Annotated in this window: 17 protein-coding genes; 16 read left to right on the forward strand and 1 reads right to left on the reverse strand. The window is 66.5% G+C overall.

What is annotated here, in order from left to right; genetic code table 11:
• Positions 1 to 148: 148 nt before the first annotated feature.
• From IFT65_RS15840 to xth, 5 genes are all read left to right on the forward strand, one after another.
• Complete coding sequence (locus tag IFT65_RS15840; RefSeq protein WP_192082268.1) at positions 149 to 784, forward strand: SCP2 sterol-binding domain-containing protein; 636 nt, start codon at positions 149 to 151, stop codon at positions 782 to 784.
• Entirely contained in the window at positions 781 to 2,436 is a 1,656-nt protein-coding gene (gene ubiB / locus IFT65_RS15845; RefSeq protein WP_192082275.1) for a ubiquinone biosynthesis regulatory protein kinase UbiB, read from the forward strand. The genes IFT65_RS15840 and ubiB overlap by 4 nt, the downstream gene beginning before the upstream one ends.
• On the forward strand, positions 2,433 to 3,182 hold the full coding sequence (locus IFT65_RS15850; protein ID WP_249405191.1) for a pseudouridine synthase: 750 nt from the start codon (positions 2,433 to 2,435) through the stop codon (positions 3,180 to 3,182). The genes ubiB and IFT65_RS15850 overlap by 4 nt, the downstream gene beginning before the upstream one ends.
• A gap of 151 nt (positions 3,183 to 3,333) precedes the next feature.
• Positions 3,334 to 4,746: a coniferyl aldehyde dehydrogenase gene (locus IFT65_RS15855; RefSeq protein WP_192082277.1), complete on the forward strand. Its 1,413-nt coding sequence runs from the start codon at positions 3,334 to 3,336 to the stop codon at positions 4,744 to 4,746.
• Positions 4,747 to 4,789: 43 nt separating this feature from the next.
• Complete coding sequence (gene xth, locus IFT65_RS15860; protein WP_192082278.1) at positions 4,790 to 5,557, forward strand: exodeoxyribonuclease III; 768 nt, start codon at positions 4,790 to 4,792, stop codon at positions 5,555 to 5,557.
• Between the two features lie 73 nt (positions 5,558 to 5,630).
• Here the strand turns inward: xth and IFT65_RS15865 are convergent, their stop codons facing one another.
• Positions 5,631 to 5,882 (reverse strand): GlsB/YeaQ/YmgE family stress response membrane protein, encoded by a 252-nt coding sequence (locus IFT65_RS15865; protein WP_188325447.1) that lies wholly within the window; start codon positions 5,880 to 5,882, stop codon positions 5,631 to 5,633.
• A 96-nt stretch (positions 5,883 to 5,978) separates the two neighbouring features.
• Between IFT65_RS15865 and IFT65_RS15870 the strand changes: the two genes are divergently transcribed.
• From IFT65_RS15870 to IFT65_RS15920, 11 genes are all read left to right on the forward strand, one after another.
• Complete coding sequence (locus IFT65_RS15870) at positions 5,979 to 6,566, forward strand: 4'-phosphopantetheinyl transferase superfamily protein (RefSeq protein WP_249405189.1); 588 nt, start codon at positions 5,979 to 5,981, stop codon at positions 6,564 to 6,566.
• Positions 6,567 to 6,604: 38 nt separating this feature from the next.
• Entirely contained in the window at positions 6,605 to 7,243 is a 639-nt protein-coding gene (rsmG, locus tag IFT65_RS15875) for a 16S rRNA (guanine(527)-N(7))-methyltransferase RsmG (RefSeq protein ID WP_192082283.1), read from the forward strand.
• Positions 7,244 to 7,354: 111 nt separating this feature from the next.
• Positions 7,355 to 8,152, forward strand: a complete 798-nt coding sequence (locus IFT65_RS15880) for a ParA family protein (protein ID WP_188325444.1) — start codon at positions 7,355 to 7,357, stop codon at positions 8,150 to 8,152.
• On the forward strand, positions 8,152 to 9,075 hold the full coding sequence (locus IFT65_RS15885) for a ParB/RepB/Spo0J family partition protein (RefSeq protein WP_188325443.1): 924 nt from the start codon (positions 8,152 to 8,154) through the stop codon (positions 9,073 to 9,075). The genes IFT65_RS15880 and IFT65_RS15885 overlap by 1 nt, the downstream gene beginning before the upstream one ends.
• A gap of 35 nt (positions 9,076 to 9,110) precedes the next feature.
• Positions 9,111 to 9,839, forward strand: coding sequence for a suppressor of fused domain protein (locus tag IFT65_RS15890; protein ID WP_192082285.1), 729 nt, complete (start codon positions 9,111 to 9,113; stop codon positions 9,837 to 9,839).
• Entirely contained in the window at positions 9,836 to 10,801 is a 966-nt protein-coding gene (locus IFT65_RS15895) for an NAD-dependent epimerase/dehydratase family protein (RefSeq protein WP_192082287.1), read from the forward strand. The genes IFT65_RS15890 and IFT65_RS15895 overlap by 4 nt, the downstream gene beginning before the upstream one ends.
• A 90-nt stretch (positions 10,802 to 10,891) precedes the next feature.
• Positions 10,892 to 11,614, forward strand: a complete 723-nt coding sequence (locus IFT65_RS15900) for a glycosyltransferase family 2 protein (RefSeq protein WP_192082289.1) — start codon at positions 10,892 to 10,894, stop codon at positions 11,612 to 11,614.
• A complete protein-coding gene (locus IFT65_RS15905) occupies positions 11,614 to 11,955 on the forward strand; it encodes a lipid-A-disaccharide synthase N-terminal domain-containing protein (RefSeq protein WP_188325439.1) in 342 nt (113 codons plus the stop codon). Before IFT65_RS15900 ends, IFT65_RS15905 begins: the two co-directional genes overlap by 1 nt.
• 145 nt (positions 11,956 to 12,100) lie before the next feature.
• Positions 12,101 to 13,876: a DUF885 family protein gene (locus IFT65_RS15910; RefSeq protein WP_192082290.1), complete on the forward strand. Its 1,776-nt coding sequence runs from the start codon at positions 12,101 to 12,103 to the stop codon at positions 13,874 to 13,876.
• A 67-nt stretch (positions 13,877 to 13,943) separates the two neighbouring features.
• Positions 13,944 to 14,558 carry a hypothetical protein gene (locus tag IFT65_RS15915; protein WP_192082292.1) on the forward strand — a complete coding sequence of 205 codons (615 nt, stop codon included), beginning with the start codon at positions 13,944 to 13,946 and terminating at the stop codon, positions 14,556 to 14,558.
• Positions 14,559 to 14,616: 58 nt separating this feature from the next.
• Positions 14,617 to 14,994, forward strand: a complete 378-nt coding sequence (locus IFT65_RS15920) for a hypothetical protein (RefSeq protein ID WP_192082293.1) — start codon at positions 14,617 to 14,619, stop codon at positions 14,992 to 14,994.
• Positions 14,995 to 15,025: the final 31 nt, after the last annotated feature.

Below are 15,025 nucleotides of genomic sequence, written 5' to 3' on the forward strand. Positions count from 1 at the left end.
GCGTCCGCCGTCGCGGCAACGGCAGGATTCCGCCGAGCACGGCTCGGCGCTACCGAGCGGGGCATGTAGCGCCGAGCCACGCTCGGCGAGCGCGCCGCGCGGACAGGATTCCGCAGCGATCTGCCACCAGGCAGGTAGAATGCGCACCATGCCTCTTTCCCTGCTCAAGTCGCTCAAGCCGGTCGCCGGCCGCGCCCTGCAAGCCGCGCTGAATCGTGCGCTGGCGCTGGATCCCGATACCCGTCAGGCGTTGACCGCGCTGGATGGCCGACATATCGACCTGACCCTGGACGCCCCTGCGCTGGCCATGCGCATCAGTGTGCATGGCGAGCAGCTTGAGGTCGGCCCGGTCGACCACCGCGAAGCCGATCTGGCGGTGCGCAGCAGCCTGGCCGGTGTGCTGGCCCAGTTGCCGTTGCTGGCCAGGTCGCGCAGCGAACAGGGCGACCCGGCAGGCCGCGTACGGGTGGCCGGGGATGCCGAACTGGCCCGCCGTCTGCAGCAACTGGCCAAAGGCTTTGATCCGGACTGGCAGCTGCCGTTCGTGCGCGTCTTCGGCGAGGTGCTGGGCGTGCAGGTGGCCAACGCACTGCGCAGCGCGCTGCAGCACGCACGCCGCGGCGTCTCCGATCTGGCCCATACGGCGGCGGAGTACGTGACCGAGGAGTCGCGCGACGTGGTACCGCGTGGCGAGCTGGACGCGTTCCATGACGACGTGGACGTGCTGCGCGACGACGTCGAGCGTCTGTCGGCGCGCGTGCAGCGCCTGCGGGGTGCCGCATGAAGGCCCTGCTGCGGGCCAGCCGCATTGGTCGCATCATCCTGCGCTATCGCCTGGATGACCTGCTGCAGGACACGCCGGCCGAACGCTGGCTGCGCCTGGCCAAGCCTTTCGTGCCGCGTGCGTCGGCCGACATCGCCGCACAGTCGCGTGGTGCCCGGCTCCGCCTGGCGCTGCAGGATCTGGGTCCGATCTTCGTCAAGTTCGGCCAGATCCTGTCCACGCGCCGTGACCTGGTGCCGCCGGACATCGCGGTCGAGCTGACCCTGTTGCAGGACCGGGTCAAGCCGTTCGACGGTGAGACCGCGCGCCGCATCGTCGAAGAGACACTGGGCATGCCGGTCAGCGAAGCCTTCGCCAGCTTCGATACCGAGCCGCTGGCCTCGGCGTCGATCGCGCAGGTCCACGCGGCGACGTTGGGCGACGGACGCCAGGTCGTGGTCAAGGTGCTGCGGCCGAACATCGAAAAGCAGATCGTCGCCGACATCGCGTTGCTCAATTCGCTCGCCACACTGGTCGAGCGCACCCACCCGCGTGCGGACAAGATCCGTCCGCGCGAAGTGGTGGCCGAGATCGAGAACACGTTGTCGGCCGAACTGGACCTGCAGCGCGAAGGCGCCAATGCCAGCGTGCTGCGCCGGTTCTGGGAGCACTCTGACGATCTGTACGTGCCGGAAGTGATCTGGAGCCACACCGCCGAACGCGCGCTGACGCTGGAGCGCGTCTGGGGCATTCCCTCCGATGACATCGAGGCGCTGGACCGCGCCGGCATCGACCGCGTGGCGCTGGCGGCCAAGGGAGTAAGGGTGTTCTACACCCAGGTGTTCCGGGACAATTTCTTCCATGCCGACGCCCACGCCGGCAACATCTGGGTCGACGTCGATCCGGCACGGCGGGCGAATCCGCGCTTCATCGCGCTGGACTTCGGCATCATGGGCCAGCTCTCGCAGGAGGATCAGTACTACCTCGCCGAGAACTTCATGGCCATCTTCAACCGCGATTATCGGCGCATCGCCGAGCTGCACGTACAGGCACGCTGGATGCCGGACCACGTGCGCATCGACGATCTGGAAGCGGCGGTACGCTCGGTGTGCGAGCCCTATTTCACCCGTCCGTTGTCGCAGATTTCGCTGGCCGAAGTGCTGATGAAGCTGTTCCGCGTGGCGCAGCGCTACCAGTTGACCCTGCAGCCGCAGCTGATCCTGCTGCAGAAGACCCTGCTGAACATCGAAGGCGTCGGCCGACAGCTCGATCCGCAGATCGATATCTGGGCAGTGGCCAAGCCGGTGCTGTCGAAGATCCTGCGCGAGCGCTACAGCCCGCGCCGGGTGCTGCGCGAGATCGGCAAGCGGGTGCCGGAGATCATGACCCACGCCCCGGACATGCCGCGCCTGGTGCATGCCTGGCTGAGCCAGCAGGTCGAAGGCCGGCATGAACTGTCGATGCGCTCACGCGACCTGGCCGCGCTGGATGTCAGTGTGCAGCGCCTGCAGAAGCACGCCGTGGGCGCGATCACCGGTGTCGGCCTGTTGGCGATCGCCGCGCTGATGTATGTCCTGCAGCCACCGGGCTGGTACATCGGCGACATGCCGGTGTGGAGCTGGGTCTCCGGTGCACTGGGTGCGTTCGCGTTGGCGCGGGCATGGTGGCGATGATGGTGGGCGAATCGGTGGCCGATGAGGCCGTGGCGGCTGTCGCATCGCCGCCGCTGCAACTGCTGCATCAGGACGAGCGCCTGGCCGTGGTCAACAAGCCCGCCGGGTTGATGGTCCATGACAGCAAGCTGGCGCGCGGCGAGGATGATTTCCTCGCGGATCGACTGCGTGAGCAGCTGGGCCGTCAGATCTTCCTGGTCCACCGGTTGGATCGCGCGACCAGTGGGTGCCTGCTGCTGGCCTTTGATCGCGATACCGCGAGCGCGCTGGGCAAGTCGCTGATGGGCGGCGAGGTGATGAAGGATTACCTGACGGTCTGCCGTGGCTGGCCGGCCGAAGCGGCCTGGCGCGTGGACCACGATCTGGATGGCGGCCCGGGCAAGCCGGTGAAAAAGCAGGCCGTCACCGATTTCCAGCGGTTGCAGACCGGCGAGCTGGGCGTGCCGAGCGGGGAGTTCACCACCTCACGCTATGCGATGCTGCGCTGCCAGCCGCAGACCGGGCGCTTCCGGCAGATCCGTCGGCATCTCAAGCACCTGTCTCACCACATGATCGGTGACACCAGCCACGGCGACGGGCGGCACAACCGGATATTCCGCATGCAGGGCGTGCACCGCATGCTGCTGCACGCCGAGCGGCTGCGTTTTCCGCATCCGGAAGGCGGCGTGGTCGACGCGCGCGCCCCGCTGGACCGTGAGTTCCAGAAGGCGCTGGACTTGTTCGGCTGGGCCGTGCCGTCCGCCTGAGCGTCGGTAGCCCGTAGCGCCGAGCCATGCTCGGCGGAGTGTATCCGTCGCCTTCGGCAAACCGCCGCCGAGCATGGCTCGGCGCTACCACGCATTCCCATGTGCTCCCGGTAGTGACGGCCGCTGGCCGTCAGGCCCTTTATAGTGGGGCATGACAGCAGATACCGACCCCGCCGACCTTCCTGCCCTGCTGCAGACACTGCGGATCGCGTGGCAGGCGCAGCGTCCCTCGATCAACCAGCGCGAGGACGACCTGCGTCGCCTGCGTACGGCATTGAAAGCGCGGATGGACGACATGGCCACCGCCATTGCCGCGGATTTCGGCCACCGCTCGCACGCCGAATCGCGCATCGCCGACGGCATGAGCGTGCTGTCGGCCATCGATCATCTGCTCAAGCACCTGCGTCGGTGGTCGCGGCCACGGCGTGCCAGTGCGGGCTGGAAGCTGTGGCCAGCGCGTGCGCAGCTGCGCCCGACCCCGCTGGGCGTGGTCGGCGTCATCTCGCCTTGGAACTATCCGATCACCTTGGCGTTGGTGCCGCTGGCCACGGCCATCGCGGCCGGCAACCACGTGCTGCTCAAGCCCTCAGAGCACACGCCGCGAAGCAGCGCTTTCCTGGCGGAGCTGCTTGCCAGCGTGTTCCCCGCCGCACGCGTAACGGTGGTGCAGGGCGGTGCGGACGTGGCGTCGGCGGTGGCCAGTCTGGCGCTGGACCACCTGGTGTTTACCGGGTCCACAGCCATCGGCCGGAAGGTCATGGCGGCGGCGGCCGAACACCTGGTGCCGTTGACCCTGGAACTGGGCGGAAAGTCGCCGGCCATCGTGTGCAGCGACTATCCCCTGCAGAAAGCGGCGGCGAGGTTGTCTACCGGTAAATGGTTCAATGCCGGACAGACCTGCATCGCACCGGACTACGTGCTGGTTGATGGCCCGCGCCAACGCGCGTTCGTGCAGGCACTGCAGGAGCAGGTCGTCCAGCGCTACGGGGATTTCAGCGACGCTACCGATTACACCCGGATCATCAATGAAGGGCAGTACCAGCGGCTGCTCGGTTATCTGCAGCAGGCGCGCGACCGCAACGTGGAGGTCATTCCGTTGGCCACCATCGATCCGCTGCGTGCAGCCCGCGAACGGTTGCTGGTGCCTACCGTGGTACTGGATCCACCGGACGACCTGGACCTGATGCAGCAGGAAATCTTCGGCCCGATCCTGCCGGTGCGCGCCTATGCGGACCTGGATGCCGCCTTGGCCGATGTGGTGGCACGGGATCGGCCGCTGGCGCTGTATCCCTTCAGCCATGACCACGCCAAGGTGGATCGCATCCTCGCTACGGTGGTGGCTGGCGGAGTGACGGTGAACGACACGCTGCTGCATTTCGCTGCCGATGGCCTGCCGTTCGGTGGTGTGGGTGCCAGCGGCATGGGCGCGTACCACGCACGCGCCGGCTTTGATGCCATGAGTCGGCCGATGCCGGTGCTGTGGCAATCCCGCTGGGCCGCGACCGATTTCCTGCGGCCGCCGTACGCGCGGATACAGGGGCTGCTCAAGCGGCTGGTCGGGTAGCACGAACGGGAGGGTGGCGGGCAGGGCAGGTACAATTCCCGCCATGAAAATCGCCTCGTGGAACGTCAACTCCCTCAACGTCCGCCTGCCGCACCTGGAGCAGTGGCTCAAGGATGCCGGTCCGGACATCGTCGGCATCCAGGAAACCAAGCTGGAAGACCACAAATTCCCGGATGCCGCGCTGGCCAGCGCCGGCTACCGCAGCGTGTTCGCCGGGCAGAAAACCTATAACGGCGTGGCGCTGTTGTCGCGTGAACCGGCCGAGGACGTGCAGATCGGCATCCCCGGCTTCGAGGACGAACAGAAGCGGGTGATCGCGGGCACCTTCGGCGACCTGCGGGTAATCAATCTCTACGTGGTCAACGGCCAGGACATCGGCACGGACAAATACGCCTACAAGCTGCGCTGGCTGGAGGCGGTGCATGCGTGGATCGAAACCGAACTGCAGAAGTACCCGAAACTGATCGTGATGGGGGACTTCAACATCGCCCCGGACGAGCGCGACGTGAACGATCCGCTGGTGTGGAACGAGAACCACATCCTGACCTCGACCGCCGAGCGCGGGGCGTTGAACAAGCTCCTGCAACTGGGGTTGCACGACGCGTTCCGCCTGCACAGCGACGAGGCCGGGATCTTCAGTTGGTGGGACTATCGCGCCGCGGGATTCCGCCGCAATCTCGGCCTGCGGATCGACCTGACCCTGGTGTCTGATGCCCTCAAGGCATCCGCCGTTGCGTCGGGCATCGACCGCGAGCCGCGGACCTGGGAGCGTCCCAGCGACCATGCACCGGCATGGGTGCAGCTGGGTTGAATCGACGAGGCCCGACCTTGGCCGGGCCCCGTCCTGATGTCTCTGCCGGCCAGCGGCCGACCTTACCGCAGCGTCAGCGGATGCTCTTGCGGGTAAACAGGTTGACGATGGCCAGCAGGATCACCGCACCGATCAGCGAGAACAGGAACGTGCGTACCGTGATCGCTTCGTTGATGCCGCCGCCGAACAGGAACCCGGCGATCAGTGCACCGACGATGCCGACCACCACGTTGAGGATGATGCCCTGCTGGGCATTGCGTCCCATGATGATGCTGGCAAGCCAGCCTACGATGCCGCCGACGATCAACCAGATAATGATGCCCATTGCCCCATCTCCTATCTCAAAGAGATTCCAGTTGACGCGTATGGCCGTGAAACCGCTGTGCAGTGGCGTTGACGGGGCGCTGGCATGAGCGCGGGGATGTCAGGGCAGGAAAGGTGGCGGTTCGGTCCCGTCACGGTGTGGCGTCGCCCGCACGTGCCCGGCCAGCGCGGTGAGCCGCAGGCACGACAGGTGCTGGCGCAGGCCTTGGGGGGCGATCCGCTGGCCTTGCCGCTGGTTCGCGACCCCCGTGGCCGCCCGGAACTGTCGGCTGCGTTGTCGCGCTTCGGCACGGGCTGGAGCCACAGCGGCGATGTCCTGCTGGTCGCGCTGGGCGAAGGGGTCCGGCTCGGCGTTGACCTGGAGCTCCTGCGCCCGCGCCCGCGCATGGTGGAGATCATCCGCCGGTTCTTCCATCCTGCAGAGATCGCGTGGCTGGAGGGCCTTGCCGAGGAAGCCCGCGTGCAGTGGTTCTTCCGCGTGTGGTGTGCGAAGGAAGCGATGCTGAAAGCGGACGGGCAGGGCATTTCCTTCGGCCTGCACCGCCTGCAGTTCGGCCCGGCCGACGACGGCACGCTGCAGCTGCAATGGTGCGATCCGGCGTTGGGCCACGCCGCGCGCTGGCACCTGCACGAGTGGCAGGCCAGCGCCAACTTCCGCGCCGCGCTGGCGTGGCATGTCGCCTGACCTGCTTACCGCAGCAGGAAACCGGCGATAATGCCCACATGAGCGAACTTACCCTTCCACCTGCCGTCGCCGACACGCTGCAGCGTGGCCTGGCCGACATGGGCCTGGCGGCCGATGTGGCGCCGCCCCTGCTGCGTTACCTGGCCCTGCTGCACCGCTGGAACCAGACCTACAACCTCACCGCGATCCGCGATCCGCAGGAGATGGTGACCCGCCACCTGCTCGACTCGCTGGCCATGCGACCGCATGTGGTGGACGGGTCGCTGGCCGATCTCGGTACCGGTCCCGGCCTGCCAGGCATTCCGTTGGCCATTGCCTGCCCCGGCCTGCAGGTCACCCTGGTGGAGAGCAACGGCAAGAAAGCGCGCTTCATGCGTGAAGTCGTGCGCCAGCTGGGACTGACCAACGCGCGGGTCGCCGAGTCGCGGGCAGAGGCGCTGGATGAGCCCGGCCAGTACGATCAGTTGACCGCGCGTGCGATGGACACGCTGGAAGGCATCGTGCGCGTCGGCGGCCATCTGTTGCGCCCCGGCGGCGTGCTGCTGGCGATGAAAGGGGTCCACCCGCACGATGAGATCGCCGCGCTGCCCGCGGGTTGGCAGGTGCGCGAGGTCGTGGCGCTGAAAGTGCCCGGCTTGGCGGGAGAGCGCCATCTGGTCAGCGTTGGCGGCCCCTGAAGGGCGCCGCGCTTGCCTGCTGGACAAGGCCGGGATGAAGCCCGATTTCCGCCCGGGGCCGGTTGTACGCATAATGACCAGCCCCAGCAACCGTCGACGAGGCTCACCCGCATGGCCCGCATCATCGCCATCGCCAACCAGAAGGGTGGCGTCGGCAAGACCACGACCGCCGTCAACCTGGCCGCCGCCCTGGCCAACGCGCCCAAGCGGGTGTTGTTGGTCGACCTCGATTCGCAGGGCAACGCGACGATGGGCAGCGGCGTCGACAAGCGCGAGCTGGAAGCGTCCACCTGCGATCTGCTGCTGGGCGAAAGCACGGCCGTGGAAGTTCGGCTGAAAGCGGCCGAGGGCTACGACCTGCTGCCCGGCAACATCGACCTGACCGCCGCCGAAATCCAGTTGATGGGCCAGGGCGAGCGCGAGCAACGCCTCAAGCGCGCGTTGGCACCGATCCGCGATGAGTACGACTACATCCTGATCGACTGCCCGCCGGCGCTTTCGCTGCTGACGTTGAACGCACTGGCGGCCGCCGATTCGATCCTGGTGCCGATGCAGTGCGAGTACTACGCCCTTGAAGGCCTGAGCGCGCTGGTGGAAACCATCGAAGCGCTGCGTGGCAACCTCAATCCGACGCTGGAAATCGAAGGCGTGCTGCGCACCATGTTCGATGTGCGCAACAACCTGGCCAATGCCGTGTCCGGCGAGCTCACCGAACACTTCGGCGACCTCGTGTTCCGCACCATCGTGCCGCGCAACGTGCGCCTGGCCGAGGCGCCCAGCCATGGGCAGAGCATCGTCGGCTATGACCGCGCTTCGCGCGGCGGCGTGGCCTACCTCGGCCTGGCTGGCGAGATCATTCGACGCAACAACGAACGCAACAAGGCCGTCGCGGCCGTGGAGACCGTCTGATGAGCACCAAGCCCGCAGCAGGGAAGAAGCGTGGCCTCGGCCGCGGCCTGGATGCCCTGCTGGGACCGAAGGCATCGGTCAGCCAGGTGCAGGCCACCGCGGTGATCGAGCCGTTGCCGGGCGAAGTGCTGCGCAGGTTGCCCATCGGCCAGCTGCAGCCGGGCAAGTACCAGCCGCGGCGCGAGATGGACGAGACCAAGCTTGCCGAACTGGCCGATTCGATCCGCTCGCAGGGCGTGATCCAGCCGATCCTTGCGCGTCAGCTGCCGGGCGGCAACTACGAAATCGTCGCCGGCGAACGCCGCTGGCGTGCATCGAAGCTGGCCGGGCTGGATGAAGTGCCGGTGGTGGTGCGCGAGCTGGAAGACCGCACCGTCATCGCGATGGCGCTGATCGAAAACATCCAGCGCGAAGACCTCAACCCGCTGGAGGAAGCCGAAGCCCTGCAGCGGCTGATCAGCGAGTTCACCCTGACCCATGCCGAAGCGGCCGAGGCGGTTGGCCGCTCGCGTGCGGCGGTGTCCAACCTGCTGCGCCTGCTGGAACTGCCGATCGCCATCCGCGTGCTGCTGGAGTCGCGCCGCCTGGAGATGGGGCATGCGCGTGCATTGCTGACGCTGGCGCCGGAACTGGCCAGCAAGCTTGCGCAGGAGGCGGCAGACGAAGGTTGGTCGGTGCGCGAGGTGGAGCGCCGTGCGCAGGCCTTCGCGGCCGGCAAGGTGCCCAGCAACCGGCCGCAGGCGGCAGCGAAGACCGCGCCGCAGGCCGACATCGCATCGCTGGAAACCGAACTGAGCGAGTCGTTGGGCGCCAAGGTGGCGATCACCCACGGCCGCGGTGGCAAGGGCAAGCTGATCATCCATTACTCTGACCTGGATACGCTGGACGGCGTGCTCGAACGGCTGCGCGCCCAGCGCGCGTGAGCGTTCGACAGCGCACGCCTGGCCAGGAGCCGTCCATGAGCAACGACTACGACGAGGTCAGTCCGGGCGGCAGTCCGATCCATCGGCACCGTGACGAGAACGCCTTCACCGCCGCATCCGAGGGCCCCAACGTTGCCGCGATCGCGGCACACATCGCGCAGCATCTGGGGCCGGTTGCGGGTGTGTACCACGAGATCATCTCCGACACGGTGCGCATCGACCTGCATGTCGTGGCGGCCACGGATGCGTTCCCTTTCCTGCGCATCGTCACCTCGGGCATGAGCGATCTGCCGATGGATGTGCCGGAAGGCGCCGAATCGCCTGACCGTCTCGAGTTGATGGTGACCCTTCCCGGCACATGGCCGCTCAGTGAGACGGCGCTTGCCGACGAACGCAGCTATTGGCCGTTGCGGCTGTTGAAGACCCTGGCGCGGCTGCCGCACAAGTACGATACCTGGCTGGGCTTTGGCCACAGCATTCCCAACGGCATGCCTGCCGAACCCTATGCGACGACGGTAGGGTTCCAAGGGGCGTTGATCCTGCCGCCTGCCAGTGCACCCGACGCCTTCGCCCACCTGACCACTGACGATGGCACGCTGATCGGCTTCATGGCGGTGGTGCCGGTGTATCCCGAAGAGATGGCATTGAAGCTGGAAGACGATGCGGAAGCCTTGCTGGCCCGCTTCAGCGCCAAAGGCATCAGCGACATCATCGAGCCCTTCCGGCTCAACGTCGGCGCAACGCATTACGGCCTGCACTCATGACGATCCTGCTTACCGGCGCGGCCGGCTTCATCGGTGCGTATACCGCGCAGGCCCTGCTGCAGGCCGGTCGCCCCGTGGTCGGGCTGGACAACTTCAACGACTATTACGATCCACAGCTCAAACGTGATCGGGTCGCCGCGCTGTGTCCGCAGCTCGACCTGCGCACGCTGGATCTCACCGATCGCGACGGCCTGGGCGCGCTGTTCGACGAGGTGCGGCCCACCGCGGTCATCCACCTGGCAGCGCAGGCGGGCGTGCGCTATTCGCTTGAGAATCCGCACGCCTACGTCGACAGCAACATCAGCGGGTTCGTCAACATCCTGGAACTGTGCCGCCACCACAACGTGCAGCATCTGGTCTATGCCAGCAGCAGTTCGGTGTACGGCGACTCGGCAACGCCGCCCTTTTCCGAAGACCAGCGCGTGGACCAGCCGCGTTCGTTGTATGCGGCCACCAAGGCAGCCAACGAGCTGATGGCCTATACCTACGCACAGCTGTTCGGGCTGAAGGCCACCGGCCTGCGGTTCTTCACCGTGTACGGGCCATGGGGGCGACCGGACATGGCGCCGCTGTTGTTCTCGCGTGCGGTGCTGGCGGGCCGATCGATCGACGTGTTCAACGAAGGGCACATGCAGCGTGACTTCACACATGTTTCCGACATCGTCGCCGGTATTCTCGGCGCGCTCGCACATCCCGGCGACGGTCCTGTGCCGCACCGGGTGTTCAACCTCGGCAACCACACCCCCGTGGAGCTGGAGCGGTTCATCAGTGTGATCGAGCAGGCCGCAGGCCGCCCCGCCACCAAGATCTACAAGCCCATGCAACCGGGCGACATGGTCCGCACCATGGCCGATACGCGTCGCGCCCATGACGCATTCGGCTATGAGCCGGCCCTGCCGATCGAGCAGGGCCTGCCCCCGGTGGTGGCATGGTGCCGCGACTATTTCGGCGATCGTGCCTGATCCACCGTTGCTGGGCAGCCGGGTTCATCTTCGGCTAACCTCGGCAGCGGAGAATGCGCGCTCTTTGTTTTCACCCCGGCCGAGTGCCCCATGAGCCATCCCGAGCTGTCTGTTGTGGTCCCGGTGTTCAACGAACGCGATAATGTCGCGCCGCTGGTGGCTGAAATCACCGCCGCCCTGCGGGGACGCATCGCCTTTGAAATCGTCTACGTCGACGACCAGTCACGCGACGACACGCTGGCGGTGCTGCGGGCGCTGAAGTCCCAGACGCCGGAACTGCGCGTGCTGCACCATGTCAGCCAGAGCGGGCAAAGCACGGCCGTGCGCAACGGGGTCAAACATGCGCGGGGCGCGTGGATCGCGACCCTGGACGGTGACGGCCAGAATGATCCAGCCGATATTCCCGGGCTGCTCGACGCGCGTGCGCGGGCTGATGCCAGCGTCAAGCTCTTCGCCGGTTGGCGGGTCAACCGCAAGGACAGCGGCAGCAAGCGCTGGGCCAGCCGCTGGGCCAATGCGATCCGTGCGCGCATGCTGCGCGATGACACGCCGGACACGGGCTGCGGCATCAAGCTGTTCGAGCGCGAGGCCTTCCTGGACCTGCCGTACTTCGATCACATGCATCGCTACCTGCCGGCCTTGATGCAGCGTGCCGGCTGGCAGACCACCAGCGTGCCGGTCAACCACCGCCATCGCACCACGGGCGTGTCCAAGTACACCAACCTGGGCCGCGCGCTGGTCGGCATCCGCGACCTGCGCGGCGTGGCCTGGCTGATCACCCGCAGCCGCCGTACTGTCGTGGAAGAAGCCTGATGGAACTGCACTGGCTGGACCAGCCGCTGACCTGGTTGTACTGGACCGGGCTGCATGTGACGGGTTGGAAGCTGATCGGCTATACCGGCGCGCTGATGTTCGGGGGCCGCTGGCTGGTCCAGTTCGTCGCCTCGCGGCGTGCCGGCAAACCGGTGATCCCGCGCCTGTTCTGGTACATGAGCGTGGTCGGCAGCCTGATGACGCTGAGCTACTTTCTGTTCTCGGCCAAGCAGGACTCCGTCGGTGTGCTGCAGAATCTGTTCCCGGCGTTCACTGCCCTGTACAGCCTGAAACTGGATATCGACCACCGCGGCTGGAAGCGCGACAAAGCCGCGCACTGACGGGGCGACGCACACCCCTGCATCCGCCGCCCCTGCATAGACGCGATCGAGGCCATTGCCCGGCACGGGCAGGACATTCGACCCATGTCGCAGGCAGCCAACGGTGCCATGATCGGTGGTCTGCCTTCCCGGGAACCTGTCGCTCGTGAAAAACCGTCTTGCCGTTGCCCTGCTGCTTGCCCTTTCCTCGCCGTTGGCCGTCCATGCCGCCGTGCCCACTGCCACGACCGCGCCGGCCAGCGTCGCCAACGAACGCGCTGCCGATGCCGCGTTCCGCGCTATCTATGAAAAGGAATGGGCCTGGCGCCAGGAGGGCGGCGGTGAAGCCAGCGAAGACGGCGATGCGCCGGCCGGCGCGGCACGGCTGCCCGACGTGGGCCCCGCCGCGCAGCAGGACCGGCTGAAGGTCTGGGACGAGGTGCTTGCGCAGCTGGACCGCACCGACGTCAAGGCGCTGTCTCCGGTGAACCAGGTGAACTTCGCGATCTATCGCGACCAGGTCTTCAACCTGGCCCAGGAGGTGCGCCTGCGGACCTACGAGATGCCGTTCAACTCCGACTCGTCGTTCTGGTCCAACCTGTCCTTCATGGCACGGCGCGAGATGAAGACCGCGCAGGACTACCGCAACTACATCGCCCGCTTGAATGACGTACCGCGCTACTTCGGCCAGCAGACCGACAACATGCGAGCCGGCCTGAAGCGCGGCTTCAGCGTGCCGCGCGCGGTGCTGGATGGACGTGAGGTGGCCATTTCCAACGTTGCCGACCTGAAGGATCCGACCGAATCCCCGCTGTACGCACCGTTCAAGAAGCTGCCCGCCAGCATGCCGCAGGCGGACCAGGCCGCGTTGCAGGCGCAGGCACGCGAGGCGATCAGCGGCAAGGTCATCCCGGCGTTCCAGCAACTGCGTACGTTCTTCCTGCAGGACTACGTGCCGCAGGCGCGCACTACGCTGGCGGCCGAAGCCATGCCCGATGGCAAGGCGTTCTACAAGCAGCAGATCCACGAATACACGACGCTGGACCTGACCCCGGATGCGATCCATCGCATCGGGCTGGATGAGGTGGCACGCATCCAGAAGGAAATGAACGCCATCATCCAGCAGGTCGGTTTCAAGGGCAGCTTCGATGAGTTCCTGACCTTCCTGCGCACCGATCCGCAGTTCTACGCGAAGACCCCGGATGAGCTGCTGCATCGTGCAGCGTGGATCTCCAAGCGCGTGGACGGGGTGATCGGCAAGTACATGACGCTGCCGCGTGCGCGCTTCACCATCGTGCCGGTGCCGCCGGACATCGCGCCGTTCTGGACCGCCGGCCGCGGTGGCATGGGCACCTACTGGCTGAATACCTACAACCTGCCGGCGCGCCCGCTCTACAACCTGCCCGCACTGACCCTGCACGAATCAGATCCCGGCCATGCGCTGCAGGGTGCGTTGGCGGCCGAACAGGGTGACCTGCCGGCGTTCCGTCGCACCAGCTATATCTCCGCCTACGGTGAAGGCTGGGGGCTGTACTGCGAAAAGCTCGGCATCGAGATGGGCATCTATGAGACCCCTTACGAAGACTTCGGCCGCCTGACCTACGAAATGTGGCGTGCGGCGCGTCTGGTGATCGATACCGGCGTGCACAGCAAGGGCTGGTCACGTGACAAGGCCATTGCCTACCTGCGTGACCACACGGCGCTGAGCGAGCATGAGGTCACCACCGAAGTCGACCGCTACATCTCCTGGCCGGGACAGGCCCTGAGCTACAAGCTGGGTGAGATCGCCATCGTCCGGCTCCGCGCACAGGCCGAACGGGAGCTGGGCGAAAAGTTCGACATCAAGGCCTTCCACGACGCCGTGCTGGAACAGGGCTCAGTGCCGTTGCCGGTGCTTGAGCAGCAGATCCAGGCGTTCATTGCAGAGCGCAAGCGCGCATGAGCGATCCACGGTAGCGCCGCAGCAGGGATGCGGCAGCCTTGGGGGGTCACCTCCAAAAGGCTGCCGCATGAACAACGTTCCGGATGATTTCTCCATTCAGTGGCGAACCTTCAGCGTATCGCAGGGGGTCGTGCAGCCCTCGGGCGAGCCACCGGCATGGGCGCCGCTCTCGGTGACCAACGCGCCAGCAATGACCACCACCACGACAATGTGCGGCATGCCGTGCTACCAGCATGGGCTGCGCACCAGTGTCATGGACCTGTTGACCCACGCGGAGCGCAGTACCCTCTACCTGGATTACGCCGTACATTCTTCCGCACTCGCCGATCCGGAGCGCATCATCGCGGTGCGCCCGGACCAGGCCGAGGCTCACCTGACCTACCGGCAGTTGTGCGAGCCGGGCAGCTTCTGCGTGCGTCGTGATGAGGCGGGTAGCTTCGTACTGGTGCATCGTCCGCGGCCGGCTGCGGGGGCAGGTGCACTGGTGCCGCTGGTGCGTACGCCGCTGGAGTTTTCGGCACAGGGCTGGCGCCTTCATGTACCGGAGACAGCTCGCCCGGCATGGAATGGCGTACGCGATGTGCACTTCTCCAGTCTGGACGCGCTGAAAGCGGCGCTCCCTCCCGGTATGAAGGAGGTGACCGGCGCGTCGCTTTGCGATATCGAGGCGACCCATCTGTAGCGGCGCATGCGGTCGCTGCGATTGTGTAACGCCCGATGCGCCCGCTACCCTGCGGGTGATGATCCGTCCACCCCGCCACCGCCGCTTGTTCCTGCTCCGCCTGCTGATGCTGGTGGTGGTGGCGCTGGGTACCGCCGGCGGCGCGCTGGCATCGGCATTGGGTGACCTGCACGAGCTGTCGCACGCGGATCATCCGGCCGTGCCGCATGGCAGTCTGGAAAGCGATAGCGGTCACGACGATGAAGATGTCGGCGACCGGCTGCTGCATGCGCTGGTGCATTGTGGCCATTGTCACGGGCAGGGCGGGCAGCTGCCGATGGGGCACGCTGGCTGGTGCAGCTTGTCTCCCGGCGTCGTTCTGCTTGACGCGGTGTACGACGCCAACGGGACATCGATGATGCCCGATAGTCTGCTGCGTCCTCCGATCCAGGGCTGATCCACCGCCGGCCCGCAGCCGGTGATCTGAT

The sequence above is a fragment of the Stenotrophomonas sp. CFBP 13725 genome, assembly GCF_014841935.1.
Taxonomy (GTDB): Bacteria; Pseudomonadota; Gammaproteobacteria; order Xanthomonadales; family Xanthomonadaceae; genus Stenotrophomonas.

Bases quoted from the DNA above. Each gene is read 5' to 3' on its own strand.
- IFT65_RS15840 (WP_192082268.1), top strand. From the start codon at position 149: ATGCCTCTTTCCCTGCTCAAGTCGCTCAAGCCGGTCGCCGGCCGCGCC.
- ubiB (WP_192082275.1), top strand. From the start codon at position 781: ATGAAGGCCCTGCTGCGGGCCAGCCGCATTGGTCGCATCATCCTGCGC.
- IFT65_RS15850 (WP_249405191.1), top strand. From the start codon at position 2,433: ATGATGGTGGGCGAATCGGTGGCCGATGAGGCCGTGGCGGCTGTCGCA.
- IFT65_RS15855 (WP_192082277.1), top strand. From the start codon at position 3,334: ATGACAGCAGATACCGACCCCGCCGACCTTCCTGCCCTGCTGCAGACA.
- xth (WP_192082278.1), top strand. From the start codon at position 4,790: ATGAAAATCGCCTCGTGGAACGTCAACTCCCTCAACGTCCGCCTGCCG.
- IFT65_RS15865 (WP_188325447.1), bottom strand. From the start codon at position 5,882: ATGGGCATCATTATCTGGTTGATCGTCGGCGGCATCGTAGGCTGGCTT.
- IFT65_RS15870 (WP_249405189.1), top strand. From the start codon at position 5,979: ATGTCAGGGCAGGAAAGGTGGCGGTTCGGTCCCGTCACGGTGTGGCGT.
- rsmG (WP_192082283.1), top strand. From the start codon at position 6,605: ATGAGCGAACTTACCCTTCCACCTGCCGTCGCCGACACGCTGCAGCGT.
- IFT65_RS15880 (WP_188325444.1), top strand. From the start codon at position 7,355: ATGGCCCGCATCATCGCCATCGCCAACCAGAAGGGTGGCGTCGGCAAG.
- IFT65_RS15885 (WP_188325443.1), top strand. From the start codon at position 8,152: ATGAGCACCAAGCCCGCAGCAGGGAAGAAGCGTGGCCTCGGCCGCGGC.
- IFT65_RS15890 (WP_192082285.1), top strand. From the start codon at position 9,111: ATGAGCAACGACTACGACGAGGTCAGTCCGGGCGGCAGTCCGATCCAT.
- IFT65_RS15895 (WP_192082287.1), top strand. From the start codon at position 9,836: ATGACGATCCTGCTTACCGGCGCGGCCGGCTTCATCGGTGCGTATACC.
- IFT65_RS15900 (WP_192082289.1), top strand. From the start codon at position 10,892: ATGAGCCATCCCGAGCTGTCTGTTGTGGTCCCGGTGTTCAACGAACGC.
- IFT65_RS15905 (WP_188325439.1), top strand. From the start codon at position 11,614: ATGGAACTGCACTGGCTGGACCAGCCGCTGACCTGGTTGTACTGGACC.
- IFT65_RS15915 (WP_192082292.1), top strand. From the start codon at position 13,944: ATGAACAACGTTCCGGATGATTTCTCCATTCAGTGGCGAACCTTCAGC.
- IFT65_RS15920 (WP_192082293.1), top strand. From the start codon at position 14,617: ATGATCCGTCCACCCCGCCACCGCCGCTTGTTCCTGCTCCGCCTGCTG.